We start from the raw sequence: 15,882 nt of genomic DNA on the forward strand, positions 1-15,882 counted from the left end.
GGCGGCGCCTTTAAACCTCTCCATTTTTCTGCCACAAAATCTAAAGGGAGAGAAAAGCTCACCTTCCGAACTTATCCTCAATGTAGGCCTTTATCAGCTCCTTCGTGGCCAGAAGCCCTTTAACGTGCGTCCTCTCCATTCCGTGGCTTGCGTGCACCCCTGGGCCAATGAGGGCAACGCGGAAGTCCCAGCCGGCCCTTAGAGCGGCGCTTCCATCGGAGCCGTAGTATGGGAAGACGTCAACAACGTGAGGTATTTCCCTCTTCTCAGCAAGCTCGATTAGTTTGGTCGTCATCTCGTAGTCGTAGGGCCCGCTGGAGTCCTTCGCCGCTATTGAAACGGCCGTCTCCTTTCCGGCAACACCGTCCCCGACGACGCCCATGTCAACGACGAGGAGTTCTTTAGTGCTCGGTGGATAGCCTGCCGAGCCGCCGTGGCCGACCTCCTCGTAGGGTGAGAAGAAGAACGCCACCGGGAGCTTCTCCAGCTTTTCCGCCCCAAGCTCCAAAAGCAGGTCAATCATAACCGCGACACTCGCCTTGTCGTCGAGGAAGTGTGCCTTGACGAAGCCGTTCACGTATTCGAACTTTGGATCAAAGGCCACGAAGTCACCAGGCCTTATGCCGAGCTTCTCGGTGTCCTCTCTCTTCTCAACAAGCTCGTCGAGGCGGATGTACATGTTCTCTTCCTTGCGCTCCTTCTTCCCGGCTTCCCTGTTCACGTGGACGCTCGGGTTCTTGAGGAGGAGCGTTCCTCTAAACTTCTTCCCGAAGCGGGTGATTATCGTGCAGTACTCGCCCTCAAAGGTCGGCAGGAGAAGGCCGCCAATCCTCGTGAAGCTTAAATGACCATCTGGGAGAATTCCCTTTACCATCGCTCCGAGAGTGTCAACGTGGCCCGCTATCACAAGCTCCGGCTCTGGATGGTTGCCCGCTATGAGTGCACCTTTGTTCGTGTAGTAGGTCTTAATGCCAGCTTCGTTGAGCTTCTTCTCGATGTGGGCCAGAACCTCCTTCGTGTAGCCCGTCGGTGAGGGCACTTCAAGTATCTCCTTCAGAATCTCGACGACACGCTCCATGTTATCACCTTTCAAAAATTCTTCGAAGGGCTAAAAAGGCATCGGTCAGAGGAGGGCCTTCAGGGCCATGAAAAGCCCGATGACAAGCAGGGTGAGCACGAATGTGACGCTTATGGCTTCCTCCGCCTTCAGCCTATACTGAGCTAAAATCGCGTTGGCCGCTATGGCCGGCGGCATGCTGGCCTCCACAAGGACTGAGTAGAAAACATCCCTGCTCGCCCAGCGGAGGGTTAGGAAGACAAAAACGAAAGGAATCGCAATCCTGAAGGTTCCAACTTCAAGGAGCTTTCTAAGCTCGAAAGCCCTCAGTGTTATCCGCGAGCCGAAGTATATTAAGAGGAGAGGGATGCTCCACCAACCGATGGTTTTAATCGGCTCAATGAACCAGCCGGGCAGTTTTATTCCCGCGATAACGAGGCCAAGCGCAAGGAGGTTCCCCAGCGTCGGCGGGAACTTTAAAGCCTTGAGAAAGCTCTCCTTAACGCTCGCGCCGCCGCTCGAGTAGTGGGCCGCTATGAACGTCACGATTGGGATTACAATCATTGAATTGGTCGTCGAGTAGAGAATCGCAGGAGTTATGTCACTCAGGAAGAGGCTCGCTATGGGAAAGCCCAGCGCCGCAGTGTTCGGGTAAACCGAGAGGACCATCAAAGCCCCGGCCCAGGGGTCGTTTTTGAGAACGAACCTCCCGTAGAGGTAGGAGAAGCCCAGGCTTATGGCGATTATGATGAAGACGTAGAGGAAAACGGTCTTTATGCTGAGCAGGTAGGCCAAATCCTTGCTCGCCACGTTGCCGAAGACGAAGAAAGCCAAGAGTACGTCGTTAGTGATACGGCGTAGCCAGTCAAAGGGCCTTTCGTCCTTTAGGGCGAGTTTTAGAATGTATCCGAGTGCTATAAGCGCGAGCATCTCGACGATGTTCATGGTTTAACCAACGGTCTCAGCGTTTAAAAGTGTGTCGAGTGTCCTCCCGTGGAATGATTCCCTAGTGCGATTTCTACGCTCTTGGAGACTCTTGGGGATTTCACCCACCGGCTTTACTTTCAAGGTCCAAAACCAATAAACTTATATATACCTACAGGCCGAGTTTAGTACAGAAAAGTGTACTACAAAAATCTGTACCCGGTGGTAGCATGGAGGACCTGAAAGTTCAGCTCGAAGAGCTGAAGAAGAGGCTGGAGGTGCTTGAGGAGAACATAGACCCAGTAGACGAGGTCATGCTCTCCATAAAGGCCCGCCTGCGGAGGAAACTCGAGGGAGGGAAGCTCCCAGAACTCGACGAGGAGAAGGCGGCGAAGACCCTCAAAGCCCTTGCAAACCCTGACAGGATAAGGATACTCAAGATGCTCTCCAAGAGCCCAATGGGCTTCAAGAATATAAAGGAAGCACTCGGCGTCGAGAGCCCAACAGTTTCCCACCACCTAAAGCTCCTTATGAAAACGAGGATGGTGAAAAAAGGGGAGAAGTACGAGATCTCGCCCAACGGACGTTTGTTTTTGCGTTTGCTCGAGATAATTACTGCCCTTGAGGAGGTGGAAGAATGAGCAGCTGGTGGATTTATGGTTATCCCGAAGAGGGCCTGAGGTTCAGGGTGGCAGATTTCCTGAAAAAGGTAACCGCCGTCTTGATACTCGTCTGGATATTCAGGGAACCGCTCAGGCTTGAGGCCTACCTGGAGTACATAGTCTGGGCCATAATAGGCCTTATCTTCGCCTACGAACTTCTGGGCGTCGGAAAGTGGCTCGGAGTTACCGTGTCAGGGGTTATCTTTGCCTTAGCCAAGGCATTCTTCTGGGTCTCGGTCCTGCTCTTCGTCGGTAGCAGGTGGATAGGTTTGCCAGAAAACCTGAGCGGCGATGATGCTCTCCTTACGGCCGGAACTGCCTTCGCATACTTCGTCGTGCTCTCAATAGCGGGCCTCCTCGTTGGAAGGACTCCATTCAGGAGGCTCAGCTCGAGGAGGTGGTTCACCGTCGAGAGGAAGGCCTACTCCTTCAGCGGAGCGGACTTTGGAGATGTCAGGCTGAGCGGGAGCGGAAAGGCCTACCCGGTCAAGGTTGGAAGGAAGACCGTCGGCTGGGTAATTGACGGCGAGGTTGAGGTTGAAGCTGAGACGCCGCTCGGCAGGGTGAAAAAGCTTCTATCTCCGCCTGTTGTAGTTTGGACCTCACGGAAGCTCGGCGGTGCGAAGGAGAAGGCTGATCCCACCTTCGTCGAGAGGGTTCAGGCCATGCTCAACCCGGACAGGCTCTACAGGAACAAGGAGCGCGCAAAGGTCGTGGACCTGGGCGTCGTCAAAGTCTACGAGGGAGACGGCTTCCAGTACGTCAAGCTGCCCTTCGTCGAGGTCGTCGAGACGCCCCACGGCGAGAAGGTGAAGGTCGGCCCGATCCACGTCCACGATGGCAAACCTGTGAGCCCTCCGGAGGACATGGTAACGATCAGAGAGCTTGGAAACGGCTTCCAGCTCACCAAGGCTGGCGACAGGCTGGCCATAGAGACCGAAGAATACAGCATCGAGGTGGTCGGCGATTCTGTGACATACAGGAGCGGGGAAGAGGCGCTGAGACTTTCGAGGGACTACGTCTCCCTAAAATCCGGTGAGCTCTCGATAACCGTCGGCAAAAGGCGTGCAAAGCTCAGGATAGATGACACCGTAATCACGGCCTCCGATGGAAAGGTCAGGATAAGGGTTGGCGGCAAGAGCTACACGATAGTGAGCCAAGAGGCCTGCCAGCTGGTCATAGGGAAGGCGAAGGAGATAGTCGAGGAGCAGAGCGCCGAGCTGATCGAGGGCTTCGGCGTGAACAGGGCCGCTCTCAACTCGCGCGTCAAGGAGCTGATAGACGAGCTGATGGCCTATCTCGGGTGATGAGGATGATCTTTGAAAACGTTAAGGAAGTCGAGATAAAGGCCGTGAACGGAAAGCTGAATATCGAGGGCTGGGAGCAAAGCCACGTGGAAGTTGACTACACCAGGCACGGCGAGGTGGACGTCGAGATCAAGAAGAGGGGGGATAAGCTCATAATAAAGGAGGAGCCGAAGAAGAGGTTCCTCAACCTGTTCGGAGAGGGCGGATGGGCCGAAATAAACCTGAAGGTGCCCAAAGCTGTCGTTGTAAACGCCAAGAACGTGAACGGCGAGCTCAAAGCCAAGGACGTGCGCTTTGGGGAAGTTACAACGGTTAACGGACGGATCAGCCTTGAGGACTGCGAGGCGGAGAAGCTCTCCACAGTAAACGGCAGGATAAGGGCTAACCTGAAGGTTGCAGGCCCTCTCAAAGCATCAACCGTCAACGGGAACATTGAGATAACGCTGGACGACCTTGAGGGCGACGTCGAGGTCAGCACCGTCAACGGAGGCGTAGCACTCTACCTCACCGACTTCTGCGATGCGAGGATAACTGCAAAGGCTGTGAACGGCGGGGTCCACTTCGTTGGGATTGACCCAGAGAACCCCGTTATTGGAACCGGCGACTACGAGGTTAAGGTCAGCACGGTGAACGGGAGCGTGAGGGTGGAGCTGGTCTGAGGCTCCCACTCTTGTTTAATTAATCAAAAACTTAATTACCGAATTAAGTGGACCTTGAAAACATGAACGAGGGGATGGTATGAGGTTCAACAGGGACTTCTGGCTCTTCGCGGTGGGCCGCTTCGTATCGCAGCTCGGCTGGGCGGTGCAGGACGTTGCACTACCGCTCTACGTGCTCGACCAGACCAGGAGCGGCTCCATGATGAGCCTTTTCATCATAGCGGAGATACTTCCCAGGGCGCTGCTCTCGCCGATAGCCGGTGTAGTAGGCGACCGCTACAACAGGAAGAACCTCATGGTGTGGCTGGACATACTGAGGGGCCTCCTTCTCTTCGCGGTCATCGGCCTTGACATGCTTGGGATAAGGGAGCTCCTCGTTGTCCAGGTCGCTATGAGCATTATGGGGACTTTCTTTGGCGCGGCTACCGGAGCGATGTACCCGGACCTCGTGAGGGAGGAAGAGCTCGCCTCCGCGAACTCACTCCTCCAGAGCTTTGGCGTGATAGCAAGGATAGCTGGCCCGGCCCTCGGCGGCATCATCTACGCCTTCGGCGGGATAAGGCTCGCGATACTCATAAACGCGGCCAGCTTCTTCGGCTCGGGCCTGTTCGAGGCGTTCATTCACTACGAGTGGACTTCGAGGAAAATAGAGTCCCTCGGAGAGGTTGTAGACGACCTGAGGGAGGGCATCGCCTTCCTCCGCTCGAACAAATACCTGACCGTTATACTCAGCTACGCCCTCTTCATAAACTTCCTCCTCAACCCCGTCTTCGCCGTGGCTCTCCCCTACGTTTACAGGGTGGAGCTGGCCTTTTCGAGTCAGTGGTTCGGCTTCCTCCAGACGGCGTTCATGGTGGGCATGCTCCTGGGGAACGTCGCGATAATGGCGAAGCTCGGCAGCAGGGCGGAGGGTATGCTCTTCCGCGCGCTCTTTGTACAGCTGGGCCTCGTCCTTGTGTTGGCCATCCTAATATCGCCCCTCCTCAGCATGAGCGCCCTCACACTCTTCGCCCTCTTCATGGGCCTCAACGCCGTTGACGGCTTCTTCAACGCCCTTGTGAACGTCCCGATAGTTACGAAGCTCCAGAAGGCGATACCCAGCGAACTGAGGGGGAGGATTTTCTCCGTCTTCGACCTCATAGTGGGCATGACAATCCCCGCAGGTATGGCGCTCGTCGGCTTTGCCCTTGACTACGTCCCGGCATGGGTCCTGTTTGCCGTTTCGGGATTCCTGGGGATTGCTGTGACCGCTTACTACTACCTTCGCTACGGCAGTCTCCTTGAGGGGCACTTGGAGGCTGAGGTAACCAGGTCGGAACCGGAGGTTCCGGAGATCGCCTGAAGCGCAGTCGAGGGAAAATAGGGGGTTACCTGACCTCTTTCAGCTTCCCCTCCCTCTTCTCTATCGCCCTCGCCATTATGAAGAGCAGGTCGCTGAGCCTGTTGAGGTAAACCAGTGCGTTGTTTCCGAAGCCGTAGTCGAGGACGAGCTTTGCAACCTTTCTCTCGGCCCTCCTCGCTATGGCCCTGCAGACGTCCAGTTTGGCGCTCGCTATCGTTGAGCCAGGCAGAACAAAAGCCCTGAGCTGAACCTCCTCTTCGTACTTGTGGATAAGTCCTTCGAGCCATTTCACGTCCTCCTCTCCAACCTTCGCGTACTTTCCCTTGCTCGCCAGCTCGGCCATGAGGTCGTAGAGCTGAACCTGTACCCTCTCCAGTATCTCCGCCATCTCCCCTGGAATGTAGTGTTTCGCCTCACCGAGAAAGCTGTCAAGCTCGTCTAGCGTCCCGTTGGCTTCCATTATCGGCGAGTACTTCGCAACGCGGTCGCCGGTGAAAAGGCCGGTTAAACCTTTGTCCCCGGTTTTCGTGGTAATGGACATTTTGATCACCCCAAAGGAATTCTCAGGCCAAGATTTTATCGTTTTTGGTTTGAATAGCTACTAAATGCGATAACTGGTTTGAAATAGGTATGGTAAAAACTTATTTATACATCTTCATCATTACTTTTTTTGGTGATTCCAATGAGGAAATCAGCAATGGCAATAACTCTGATTTTGATTTTGAGTCTGATTCCAACCTGGGCAGTGAAGCCAGTAAAGGCAAATGACGCAACGTACGTCCCACTGATTGAACTCAACCAGAACTTTGACGAGTACGCGTATAACGGTGACATCCTTACCAGGGGCATCGTCACCTATGTCGATAACAGCGGGTTTGCAATACAAAATGGGACTGGTCCTTACACTGGAATATATGTTTATACCGGCTACAACTCACACCCAGCGGTTACACCCGGGGATCTGGTGGAGGTCTATGGCTTTCCCAAATATTATGACGGGCTCAGAGAACTTTCCGTGAACCCCAGGTACGGGGAGTATTACAACGTAGTTGGCAGTGCAGAAGTGCCAGAGCCAGTGGTTATCCCGACGGCGGACTACGACAAATCAGAATACCAAAGCGTCTTGGTAAAATTCGTGGACGCAAAGATAATAGACCGGTATGACAGAGGCTATACTAAGCTCTGGATCGACGATGGAAGCGGTGAAGCCTACGTGTTCTCTTACAGTAGCCTTCCCTCGGACCTACAACCAGGCGCCAAGTTTAAGTATCTCACGGGGCTTGTTTACGTTTACAGGAACTCATACGAGGTTATTCCTCTCAGCTGGGAGCTCTACAATCCTGCCGTCAAGATTACCAATGTCGAGTATTATGCCATTATTCAAGGAGTTTCGTCTCCAGTCTGGGTAACTGTAAAGAATGAGGGAGACAAAGACACCACAGTAGACCTAAAAGTCCTTTTAGATGGTGTCCTGCTTCACGATGAGCAATTCGAGTTGGGTTTGGGCAAATCCAAGGAAATCACGGTCTACGTACTTTCGAATGACAGTGGGATGCATACACTCTCGATATTTGCAGAGGGATCCTCGATCGAACTTAAGACATGGGTTATTCCTGCTCCACATTCAATTGCCTACGGGCTGACTTATTACTATGAGAGAAGATACAATGAATTCTTAAACCAAATACTGCCTTTGTATGAAAACATGACATTCATACTTCAGGAGTTTGATAAATGTGGTGTAAACTTAGGAGATATCGAACCTGAGATACAGATAGTTCATAAGCTAAAAGAGGAAATGGATCTCGAACACCAAATTTACACCAAGCTGAACCAGAAAACTTCCTTGAAAAACCCATACCTGGGTAGCTCGTATTACTTTGCAGTAATGATCCATGCCCGGAAGGCGTCCCTCTCGGCAGAAAAACTCCTGAATGAACTAAACTTTGTAGTTCCCGTCCTCTGGAAGAATTATAACGTAATAATGCCGATTTGCAATCCACCAGCAGAGGAGCAGCCGTCTAATGAGACCGTGCCAAGTAATGAGTCGGAGGTTACTCCAGGCAACGAGACCATTCCGTCCAACCAGACCAACATGAGCCCAAGCATGAACATAACGATAACCATACCCAAAGTTCTGATTGACGCCTCCCACGGCCAGTACTACAACCCAACAAAAACCGATCAGAGCGGCCTCTCAACCCTGATAAACAACATCAAGAACGAGCTCGGTTGGATCGTCGATGTAAACACCGAAACGATAACCTATGAGAAGCTCCAGGAGTACGATGTCCTGATAATCACGAACCCGACCGATGACATCAGCGATGAGGAAGCCCAAGCCATTCAGGAGTTCGTGGAGAACGGTGGAGGTCTCTTCATACTCGGAGACTGGTACAAGTACGCCAACACCGAGAACCTCAACGCGATAGTCGGAAAGTACGGCATTAAGTTCAACGCCGATGAGCTTATGGACGACGAGCAGAACAGCGGCAGGCCATACTACCCGTTCGTCGGAATCTACAACAAGGACCACCCGGCGATGAAGTTTGTGCCCGACGACTGGACTATGTACTACAACGGCCAGACCCTCACCATAGGTGGAAGCGCTGTCTGGCTCATCAAGGCCTACGACACCGGCTACTCCGTTGACGCCGACGGAAACGTCGTCTTCGAGAAGGGAAGCGAGCCTGTCATCGCGGCGGCCGTTGAGGTTGGAACTGGAAGAATAATCGCCTACGGCTCAAGCAAGGCTCTCAGCGACAGCTACTACAACAAGTACATCGACAGCAACTGGCCGTTCATAAAGGGAGCGCTCCTCTGGCTCGCCCACCAGGAGTGAGCGCCTCTTCCCCACATTCTTCACTTTCAGTTTTTCTGCTTCACCCGGTTTTCTGACCTCCGCCGGAATCTTATCATATCTCCTTCGGCGGCACCAGAACCCCGAACTCCGTTATCACACCCCGGACATAGCGCCATGGAGTAACGTCAAAGAGGTAGTTCCTAATTCTGTGGCCCTGCCTCGCGTAGGGCCTCTCCACTAGTTCAACATCCCTGGAGGTCATCACTGGGTGGAGCTTGAAGCTCTCGGCGGCTGCATAGAATGGAACGCCGTTATCGTGGCATGCCAGAGCGAGGAGGTAGGTTCCGGCCTTGTTGACAACCGCACCGTCCCGGGTGACGTTGTCCGCGCCGACGAGCGCGAGTGTCGCCTTCTCCGCAAAGAGGCCGAGCTGGGCGTCGGTTATAATCTCAAAGGGAATCCCCAACTTTTCCAGCTCCCTCGCCAGCGCCAGTCCCTCGTAGTCCGGTGCGCTTTCGGTGAGAACAACTTTGAAGTGCTTTCCCTTCCTACCGGCGGCCTTAAATATCTCCAGAACAGCGGATGAGAAGGAGTGGGTTATTACAACCTCGTTCTCGTCTATAAGCTCGCCCCCTATGTTTCCAATCTCGCGTCTGGCCTCTTCGGCAAGGCGGATGAACTCTTCTGCTTTGGCCCTCACGACCTCGGGGTTTCCGGTCACAGGAATGAAACGAGAGAGGTTATAGAGTGACGCCATCGTTCTGTTAACTGCGGGGATTTCGGTTTTCATCTCCCTGAGGGCGTTCTCCAGCTCCTCTCCCTCGAGCAGGTCCGCGAGGGCAATGTACGCCTCCGCCCCTTTCATCGCGAGCCAGCTCGCGCCCCTTATCCTCTCGGAGCGCATTTCTTCGAGTATAATGCGGATCTCTTGGGGTAGCATGGTCATCACTCCAGCAGGATTACTTTAACACCAACTCTCTTGAAATCTCAGCCATTTTCCTATCCCCCGTCACGAGGACGGCCCCTTTTATCTTCGCGGGGGGACATAGTAAGCATCCGCAGCTCTTGAACCGGTTTCTCTTGCAATCTCCGAAAGAGCCTCTTTGAGCTCCTCCTCGCTAACTATCTCGCGAAGCTTTATCACCCTTTCGCTACCAGCCCTCCTCGAAACGAACTCCTTTCCCTTCCATGAAGGCCTTGGCGCGTTCTATCTCCTCCTCATTCTCGCCGAAGATTATTATCCCGATGTACTTCCCGAAGCCCTTCGGCGAGGAGTGAATCCTGACGTTGAAGCGCTCCAGGGTCTCTATGAGCAGGGGCGCGAGCTTGCTCTCGTCGGTTATCTCCGCCAGGAGCTTTCTCTGGATGAACTTCCTCCTGCCGAGCCTTGGAAGGACTTCGTTTTCTAGCATAGCCTTCATCTCCCTCGGCATCCCTGGAAGGACGAATATTTTAACGCCATCGTGCTCGATGTAGGCTCCAGGAGCCGCTCCCTCCGTGTTCTCCAGCGGCTCCGCCCCCTTCGGCAGGTAGGCCATCTTCCTTCTCCCTTCGTTGAGCTCCGGGTCATCTATGTAGCCCTCGCGGTGGAGCCTCTCGTAGAAGGTCCTGATTTTCTCCAGACACTCCTCGCAGAGAACGAGCCTCTTTCCCAAAGCTTCGGCAACAGCTAACATTGTAACGTCGTCGTGGGTAGGTCCCAACCCACCCGAGATAACCAGGACCTCCGGCTTTCTGTCCAGAATCTCGCGGATAACGGTCTTTATCTCCTCAACGTCGTCTCCAACGGTGGTCTTTCTTCTCACCCAGTAGCCCCTCTCGGTGAGCCTCTGGGCTATGAATGTCGAATTGCTGTCAACGGTGTTTCCAGTGAGAAGTTCATCGCCTACCGTCAGTATCTCAGCGAACATCTCCACCACCTGTGCTTCTTACGTAGGAGAGCCTTATAACCCCAGCGCCCGGAGGGAGTTTGCAGGTACGTGTTAAAATCTGAGCCTGTTGAACCACTTTTCACCACGAGTGAAAACAAGACTTAAGTATTTTACCACTGTAAAATTCCCGGTGGTTGTGGTGAAGGTCAAGGTGGGAATTAACGGTTACGGAACCATTGGAAAGCGCGTCGCCTACGCGGTCTCAAAGCAGGACGATATGGAGCTCATCGGCGTCACGAAGACGAAGCCTGACTTCGAAGCTTACCGGGCTAAAGAGCTTGGAATCCCAGTTTATGCCGCGAGCGAGGACTTTCTCCCGCGCTTTGAAAAGGCCGGCTTTGAGGTTGCGGGCACCTTAAACGACCTCCTGGAGAAGGTTGACGTCATCGTTGACGCAACGCCCGGGGGGATGGGGGCCAAAAATAAAGCACTCTACGAGAAGGCCGGCGTTAAGGCTATTTTTGAGGGCGGTGAGAAGGCCTCAACCGCAGAGGTCTCCTTCGTGGCCCAGGCCAACTACGAGAAGGCTCTCGGAAAAGACTACGTCAGGGTTGTCTCCTGCAACACGACCGGCTTAACCAGAACGCTCTCGGCCCTGCAGAAGTACATCGACTACGTCTACGCGGTGATGATACGCCGCGCAGCAGACCCTAACGACTCCAGGCGCGGCCCGGTCAACGCGATAACGCCGAGCGTTACCGTTCCATCGCACCACGGTCCCGATGTGCAGACGGTTATCCCGATTAACATCGAGACCTCCGCGTTCGTCGTGCCGACGACGCTCATGCACGTCCACAGCGTCATGATAGAGCTCAAGAAGCCCATAACCGAAAAGGACGTCATTGAGGTCTTCGAGAACACGACCAGGGTTCTCCTCTTTGAGAAGGAGAAGGGCTTTGATAGCACGGCCCAGCTCATAGAGTTCGCCCGCGATCTGCACCGCGAGTGGAACAACCTCTACGAGATAGCGGTCTGGAAGGAGAGCATCAGCGTCCGCGGAAACAGGCTCTTCTACATCCAGGCGGTGCACCAGGAGAGCGACGTGGTTCCGGAGAACGTCGATGCAATAAGGGCCATGTTCGAGCTGGCCGACAAGTGGGAGAGCATAAAGAAGACGAACAGGAGCCTGGGGATTTTGAAGTGAATTGAAGTGGGCGCCGGAAGGCATTTAAGCTCCTCTCCCATCTCTTTTCGATGGGCTATGGACGCTGAGGAATACGTCCTGGTGACCGGCCTTTTATTGATGGTTCTGGCCTTCCTGCTGCCCGGGCAGCTGGTGAAGGGGACGTTCTGCGATGGCTCATACGGGAAGCTCGGGGTATACACCGTCAGCGTCTCGAACGGTTACCTAAAGGTCTCCGCGGGAACTGGCGACGTTCTGCTTGTTCACGGGGACAAGGTGCTCCTGAGAAGGGCGGACATCAAATACCGCTATTCGAGCGAGACCGGTTGCTATACCCTGGCGGTGAGGCAAAAGAGAGAAATATCCCTCTACGGCTTTGTTCTCGGGGCAGTTCTGGCGGGGGGAGCGGTTTTCTACATGCTCTTCCTGAAGTACCGCTGAGCTCAGAGGCCGAGCTTCTTCCTCACATCTTCTGCTTTCAACCCCTTCACGAGCAAGTCCTTCTCCCTGCTCGTTTCGCCCTTCACGATCTCAACCTCCGCGCCGAGGAGCTTCGAGAAGAACTTCACCACCTCTTTGTTCGCCTTCCCCTCGACGGGTGGAGCCTTTACCTTGACCTTCAGGCGGCCGCGCCACTCGTCTATTCCTTCAATAGCGTTCTTCTTCGCCTTCGGCTGGACATGAATGAAGAGGAGCGTTCCTTCCTTCGTCTCTTTGATAAACTTCGCCATCTCAATACCCCCACTCGTACTCCCACACGATTTGAGGCGGGAACTCGTCGCGTTTAAGCTTTTCGAGTATATTTCTGGCAACTGAGTAGGCGAACTCAAAGGTTTTTCTGTCGATCAGCCCGTAGTTCAGGGCCATTTCCAGCTCGTCTTCGTCGAGAAGAACGGCTTCACCGCTTGGAAAGATGAATATATCGAGAAAAAGGTCGAGCATCTCTATTGTATCTCTTTTCCTCTTTGTATAGGCGAGCACGTCAATGTAGAGGCCCTTAAAGTTTCCCTCTTCGTCATAGACCTTCAAAATATCGTAGTTCTTTCCGACGAAGGCGAAGTAGACCATTCCATAGCCGTTGTCTATCACCTTCACGCCGTTCACTTTCAAAGGGGCAAGCATTCCCTCAAAGCGGGACCTGGCGACGATAACGTCGCCCAAATCGGCTATTACTTCATCGCCCCTCTCAAGGACGCGGTTCGGGATACGGCGGTAGGTGAGGTGGATTCTCTTCATAGTATCCCTCAAAACAGCTCGCTCAGAAGCTTTAAGGCAGTTGCGGAGCCGATGAGAAGGTAAACCCACCTGAGCTTTTCGCCCCCGAGCTTCATGGCGGCCCTCGCCCCGATCCACGCTCCAATGCACACCGGGACGAGTAGTGGGGCCACTAGCGCGTAGTCTATGTTTCCCCCAAGCCCGTACACAACGGCCGCGGTGAGGTTGTTGAAAAATATGAGGATCTTCGCCGTGCCGTTGGCCTGGAGCATGTCCATCCCAAAGAATGCCCTCAGGGCGGCTATAACTATGAGCGTGGAAGCTATGCCAAGGATGCCAATGTAGACCCCGATTAAAAAACCTGCCGCTGAAATTCCCAGCCTATGGGCTTTTTTCACGGTGAATATCAACCCCTCCGGTTCGCCTTTGAGCGAAACGTAAACGCCCGCGAAGAGGAAGAGAAGGGACACCATACCCGCCGTCCTCTCTGAAAGGGAAGCAAAGAAGTAACTGCCGGCCAAGGCGCCAAGGATGGATGAGGCGACAAGATAGGGGGCGCTTTCAACCTCCACGGCGCCGCCGCGATAGTACGTCACCGACGAGACGAACGTCAGCGCTGTTATGGCTACCTTTAGCGTGCCCACGGCAGTCTGGACTGGAAGGTCAAGGAAGGTTAGCAGCGAGAATATAATGATGCTCCCGCCGCTCATGAGGGAGCCGATGAACCCCGCTATCAGAGATACCATGGACAGCAGTGCGGTCTGCATATGCTTAAGTTGGTGGAACTCCTTAAATCAGTGCCGAAAATGATGCCACCAAATAATTTTCATCCTTGGAAGTCATAGGTGTCCATGATTAGGAGGCTAGAAGACATCGAGGGGGTTTGCAAAGACATAAGAAGAGAATACCCTACTGTGCCTTGGAGACGGATTGTAGGCCTTAGAAACGTTGTCGTTCATCACTACTTCGGTGTTGACCTTTCGGTGGTTTGGGTCATCGTGAGTTCTCAGCTTGAAGAATTGAAGGAGGAAATTGAGAAAATCATTGAGACGGAGTGCTAGCTCCCAAAGATCAGCTCCCTCAGCTTTTCAGGAAGCTCCTCGATCTTCACCCTCACCTGCTCCCTCGTGTCGCGGTCGCGGATCGTCACTGTGCCGTCCTCTGGGGTCTGGTTGTCGACGGTAACGCAGTAGGGCGTACCTATCTCGTCGTAGCGCATGTACCTCCTCCCAACGGTGTCCTTCTCGTCGTAGACGGCTATGAAGCCAGCCTTCTGGAGGGTTCTGGAGATTTCGTAGGCTATGCTCTTGAGCGGCTCCTTGGCGACGAGAGGAAGCACGGCTACTTCAATCGGGGCCATGTCCTTCTTGAGCCTGAGATAGGTCCTGTCCTCCTCAATAACGAGGCTGTTCTCCAGGAGCAGGTAGAACGGCCTGTCTATGCCGAAACTCGGCTCAAGGACGTGGGGGACTATCTTCTCGCCCGTTACCTTCTCCTCGACTTCCTTGATTATGAAGTCGTCCTTCTCAAGCTCATAGCCCTCGATTTCGATCTTACCGTTCTTCTCAAGGAGTTCTACCAGCTCGCGCTTCTTCTCCTCGTCCCAGCTCTGGATGAGGTCGTTTATCCTCTTGGCGTCCTTCTTGAGCTTCGGACCGACGCGCTTCATGTTAAGGCTTACTTTGAGGCGCTTGACTATCTTCGGCTCGTCGTAGTGGATGAGGACGGTAAGGTCAGCCCCGCTCATCTTCATGTGCTTGCTGAGGTCATAGTCGCCGCGGTTGGCTACTCCAACGCACTCCACCCAGCCGAAGCGCTCGCTGTAGATTTCTGCGTCCCAGGTGTCGCGGGAGTAGTGGGCCCTCTCCTCCGGCAGCTGCTGGCGGAAGCGTATCTTGTCCTCCGGGATGCCGATGTCGAGGAGAACCCGCTTCACCATAACCATGTAGTAGGCGAAGAAGGTGTTCATGATGTATCCTTTCTTCACAGCCTCTTCAGCGGTTATCTCAATTTCTCCAAGGTTCTTGAGCTGGTGCTCTATTGGATAGAGACGGAGAACCTCGTCTTTAACCTCGTCGAAGTGCGGATGCTCCGTTTCGTTGGGATTGAAGAATATCTCCGCTTCCGCCTGCGTGAACTCCCTGAGGCGGAGCATCCCCTGCCTTGGAGAAATCTCGTTGCGGTAGGCTTTTCCGATCTGGAACACGCCGAAGGGGAGCCTGTTCCTCGCGAAGGCGTTTAAGCGTCTGAAGTTGACGAAGATGCCCTGGGCAGTCTCGGGCCTCAGGTAGCCCTTCTGGTCGCCGTAGGGGCCTATCTTCGTCTCGAACATGAGGTTGAAGTACCAGACCTCGCCGAGCTCGCCGCCGCACTCCGGGCAGCGTATGTCATGCTCCCTAATGAGCTGGGTGAGGTGCTCGGCGCTCATGCCCTCGGTGTCTATGCCCAAAGCCTCTTCTACGAGGTGGTCTGCCCTGAACCTTGCCCCGCACTTCTGGCACTCCACCAGCGGGTCGACGAACTTCTCGACGTGGCCACTCGCTATGAAGACTTTCTCCGGCGTTATGTCCGGCGTCTCGAGCTCGAAGAAGCCCTCCCTCTGGAAGGCCTCTCTTATCTTCCGCTCAATTTTACGCTTTATCGCCGCCCCGAGCGGGCCGTAGTCATAGAATCCGCGTGAACCGCCGTATATCTCAAAGCTGCCCCAGGCAAAGCCTCTCCTCCTCATCAAATCCTGCAGAACCTCGTACTTGTCGGGCTTTTCTCCCATCGCTCACCACCTGAAACTGGAGTAAGGGGATTTCATAAAAAGCTTTTGGGAGCACCGTCGTCAGTTTGTCAAGGAAATGAGAAGGGGGG

17 protein-coding genes are annotated in these 15,882 nt (G+C 54.1%); 8 read left to right on the forward strand and 9 right to left on the reverse strand.

The genetic code is table 11. The annotated features are described in order from the left end of the window. Positions 1-58: 58 nt before the first annotated feature. On the reverse strand, positions 59-1,078 hold the full coding sequence (locus tag A3L08_RS07090; protein ID WP_088854352.1) for a M42 family metallopeptidase: 1,020 nt from the start codon (positions 1,076-1,078) through the stop codon (positions 59-61). Between the two features lie 45 nt (positions 1,079-1,123). After that, complete coding sequence (locus tag A3L08_RS07095; RefSeq protein ID WP_088854353.1) at positions 1,124-2,002, reverse strand: AEC family transporter; 879 nt, start codon at positions 2,000-2,002, stop codon at positions 1,124-1,126. 209 nt (positions 2,003-2,211) lie between these two features. Between A3L08_RS07095 and A3L08_RS07100 the strand changes: the two genes are divergently transcribed. The 4 genes from A3L08_RS07100 to A3L08_RS07115 all read left to right on the forward strand — a co-directional run bounded on the left by A3L08_RS07100 (position 2,212) and on the right by A3L08_RS07115 (position 5,951). Next, positions 2,212-2,622, forward strand: a complete 411-nt coding sequence (locus tag A3L08_RS07100; RefSeq protein ID WP_088854354.1) for an ArsR/SmtB family transcription factor — start codon at positions 2,212-2,214, stop codon at positions 2,620-2,622. Further along, entirely contained in the window at positions 2,619-3,950 is a 1,332-nt protein-coding gene (locus A3L08_RS07105; RefSeq protein ID WP_088854355.1) for a hypothetical protein, read from the forward strand. Before A3L08_RS07100 ends, A3L08_RS07105 begins: the two co-directional genes overlap by 4 nt. Beyond that, complete coding sequence (locus A3L08_RS07110) at positions 3,950-4,609, forward strand: DUF4097 family beta strand repeat-containing protein (RefSeq protein ID WP_335755204.1); 660 nt, start codon at positions 3,950-3,952, stop codon at positions 4,607-4,609. Before A3L08_RS07105 ends, A3L08_RS07110 begins: the two co-directional genes overlap by 1 nt. A gap of 79 nt (positions 4,610-4,688) precedes the next feature. Further along, complete coding sequence (locus A3L08_RS07115; RefSeq protein WP_088854357.1) at positions 4,689-5,951, forward strand: MFS transporter; 1,263 nt, start codon at positions 4,689-4,691, stop codon at positions 5,949-5,951. A gap of 25 nt (positions 5,952-5,976) precedes the next feature. Here the strand turns inward: A3L08_RS07115 and A3L08_RS07120 are convergent, their stop codons facing one another. Continuing rightward, positions 5,977-6,492 (reverse strand): cob(I)yrinic acid a,c-diamide adenosyltransferase, encoded by a 516-nt coding sequence (locus A3L08_RS07120; RefSeq protein ID WP_088854358.1) that lies wholly within the window; start codon positions 6,490-6,492, stop codon positions 5,977-5,979. Between the two features lie 141 nt (positions 6,493-6,633). Between A3L08_RS07120 and A3L08_RS07125 the strand changes: the two genes are divergently transcribed. Beyond that, the gene (locus A3L08_RS07125; protein WP_088854359.1) at positions 6,634-8,793 is read left to right on the forward strand and encodes a Gldg family protein; all 2,160 of its coding nucleotides are present in this window, start codon (positions 6,634-6,636) and stop codon (positions 8,791-8,793) included. 73 nt (positions 8,794-8,866) lie between these two features. On the opposite strand, the gene A3L08_RS07130 is transcribed toward A3L08_RS07125, so the two are convergent. Both A3L08_RS07130 and A3L08_RS07135 read right to left on the reverse strand, forming a co-directional pair. Beyond that, on the reverse strand, positions 8,867-9,694 hold the full coding sequence (locus tag A3L08_RS07130) for a translation initiation factor eIF-2B alpha/beta/delta subunit family protein (RefSeq protein ID WP_088854360.1): 828 nt from the start codon (positions 9,692-9,694) through the stop codon (positions 8,867-8,869). 211 nt (positions 9,695-9,905) lie between these two features. Then, entirely contained in the window at positions 9,906-10,664 is a 759-nt protein-coding gene (locus tag A3L08_RS07135; protein ID WP_088854361.1) for a molybdopterin-binding protein, read from the reverse strand. A 160-nt stretch (positions 10,665-10,824) separates the two neighbouring features. Here A3L08_RS07135 and A3L08_RS07140 point away from each other — a divergent pair, with 160 nt between their 5' ends. Together A3L08_RS07140 and A3L08_RS07145 are read left to right on the forward strand one after the other, a co-directional pair. Beyond that, entirely contained in the window at positions 10,825-11,829 is a 1,005-nt protein-coding gene (locus A3L08_RS07140; RefSeq protein ID WP_088854362.1) for a phosphorylating glyceraldehyde-3-phosphate dehydrogenase, read from the forward strand. Positions 11,830-11,886: 57 nt separating this feature from the next. Next, positions 11,887-12,249 carry a hypothetical protein gene (locus A3L08_RS07145; RefSeq protein ID WP_088854363.1) on the forward strand — a complete coding sequence of 121 codons (363 nt, stop codon included), beginning with the start codon at positions 11,887-11,889 and terminating at the stop codon, positions 12,247-12,249. A gap of 2 nt (positions 12,250-12,251) precedes the next feature. Here the strand turns inward: A3L08_RS07145 and A3L08_RS07150 are convergent, their stop codons facing one another. The 3 genes from A3L08_RS07150 to A3L08_RS07160 are packed head-to-tail and all read right to left on the reverse strand — an operon-like array spanning position 12,252 to position 13,790. Continuing rightward, on the reverse strand, positions 12,252-12,539 hold the full coding sequence (locus tag A3L08_RS07150; protein ID WP_088854364.1) for a DUF167 domain-containing protein: 288 nt from the start codon (positions 12,537-12,539) through the stop codon (positions 12,252-12,254). A 1-nt stretch (position 12,540) separates the two neighbouring features. Further along, positions 12,541-13,044, reverse strand: coding sequence for a DUF402 domain-containing protein (locus A3L08_RS07155; RefSeq protein WP_088854365.1), 504 nt, complete (start codon positions 13,042-13,044; stop codon positions 12,541-12,543). Positions 13,045-13,052: 8 nt separating this feature from the next. Further along, complete coding sequence (locus A3L08_RS07160) at positions 13,053-13,790, reverse strand: sulfite exporter TauE/SafE family protein (RefSeq protein WP_088854366.1); 738 nt, start codon at positions 13,788-13,790, stop codon at positions 13,053-13,055. Positions 13,791-13,874: 84 nt separating this feature from the next. Between A3L08_RS07160 and A3L08_RS07165 the strand changes: the two genes are divergently transcribed. After that, complete coding sequence (locus A3L08_RS07165; RefSeq protein WP_157721598.1) at positions 13,875-14,084, forward strand: HepT-like ribonuclease domain-containing protein; 210 nt, start codon at positions 13,875-13,877, stop codon at positions 14,082-14,084. On the opposite strand, the gene glyS is transcribed toward A3L08_RS07165, so the two are convergent. After that, positions 14,081-15,793: a glycine--tRNA ligase gene (gene glyS, locus A3L08_RS07170; protein WP_088854368.1), complete on the reverse strand. Its 1,713-nt coding sequence runs from the start codon at positions 15,791-15,793 to the stop codon at positions 14,081-14,083. The genes A3L08_RS07165 and glyS overlap by 4 nt on opposite strands. Positions 15,794-15,882 lie beyond the last annotated feature (89 nt).

Source organism: Thermococcus pacificus (assembly GCF_002214485.1).
GTDB classification, from domain to species: domain Archaea; phylum Methanobacteriota_B; class Thermococci; order Thermococcales; family Thermococcaceae; genus Thermococcus; species Thermococcus pacificus.

Excerpts from the sequence above, each read along its gene's own strand:
- A3L08_RS07090 (WP_088854352.1), bottom strand. The coding sequence starts at position 1,078 with ATGGAGCGTGTCGTCGAGATTCTGAAGGAGATACTTGAAGTGCCCTCA.
- A3L08_RS07095 (WP_088854353.1), bottom strand. The coding sequence starts at position 2,002 with ATGAACATCGTCGAGATGCTCGCGCTTATAGCACTCGGATACATTCTA.
- A3L08_RS07100 (WP_088854354.1), top strand. The coding sequence starts at position 2,212 with ATGGAGGACCTGAAAGTTCAGCTCGAAGAGCTGAAGAAGAGGCTGGAG.
- A3L08_RS07105 (WP_088854355.1), top strand. The coding sequence starts at position 2,619 with ATGAGCAGCTGGTGGATTTATGGTTATCCCGAAGAGGGCCTGAGGTTC.
- A3L08_RS07110 (WP_335755204.1), top strand. The coding sequence starts at position 3,950 with ATGAGGATGATCTTTGAAAACGTTAAGGAAGTCGAGATAAAGGCCGTG.
- A3L08_RS07115 (WP_088854357.1), top strand. The coding sequence starts at position 4,689 with ATGAGGTTCAACAGGGACTTCTGGCTCTTCGCGGTGGGCCGCTTCGTA.
- A3L08_RS07120 (WP_088854358.1), bottom strand. The coding sequence starts at position 6,492 with ATGTCCATTACCACGAAAACCGGGGACAAAGGTTTAACCGGCCTTTTC.
- A3L08_RS07125 (WP_088854359.1), top strand. The coding sequence starts at position 6,634 with ATGAGGAAATCAGCAATGGCAATAACTCTGATTTTGATTTTGAGTCTG.
- A3L08_RS07130 (WP_088854360.1), bottom strand. The coding sequence starts at position 9,694 with ATGCTACCCCAAGAGATCCGCATTATACTCGAAGAAATGCGCTCCGAG.
- A3L08_RS07135 (WP_088854361.1), bottom strand. The coding sequence starts at position 10,664 with ATGTTCGCTGAGATACTGACGGTAGGCGATGAACTTCTCACTGGAAAC.
- A3L08_RS07145 (WP_088854363.1), top strand. The coding sequence starts at position 11,887 with ATGGACGCTGAGGAATACGTCCTGGTGACCGGCCTTTTATTGATGGTT.
- A3L08_RS07150 (WP_088854364.1), bottom strand. The coding sequence starts at position 12,539 with ATGGCGAAGTTTATCAAAGAGACGAAGGAAGGAACGCTCCTCTTCATT.
- A3L08_RS07155 (WP_088854365.1), bottom strand. The coding sequence starts at position 13,044 with ATGAAGAGAATCCACCTCACCTACCGCCGTATCCCGAACCGCGTCCTT.
- A3L08_RS07160 (WP_088854366.1), bottom strand. The coding sequence starts at position 13,790 with ATGCAGACCGCACTGCTGTCCATGGTATCTCTGATAGCGGGGTTCATC.
- A3L08_RS07165 (WP_157721598.1), top strand. The coding sequence starts at position 13,875 with ATGATTAGGAGGCTAGAAGACATCGAGGGGGTTTGCAAAGACATAAGA.
- glyS (WP_088854368.1), bottom strand. The coding sequence starts at position 15,793 with ATGGGAGAAAAGCCCGACAAGTACGAGGTTCTGCAGGATTTGATGAGG.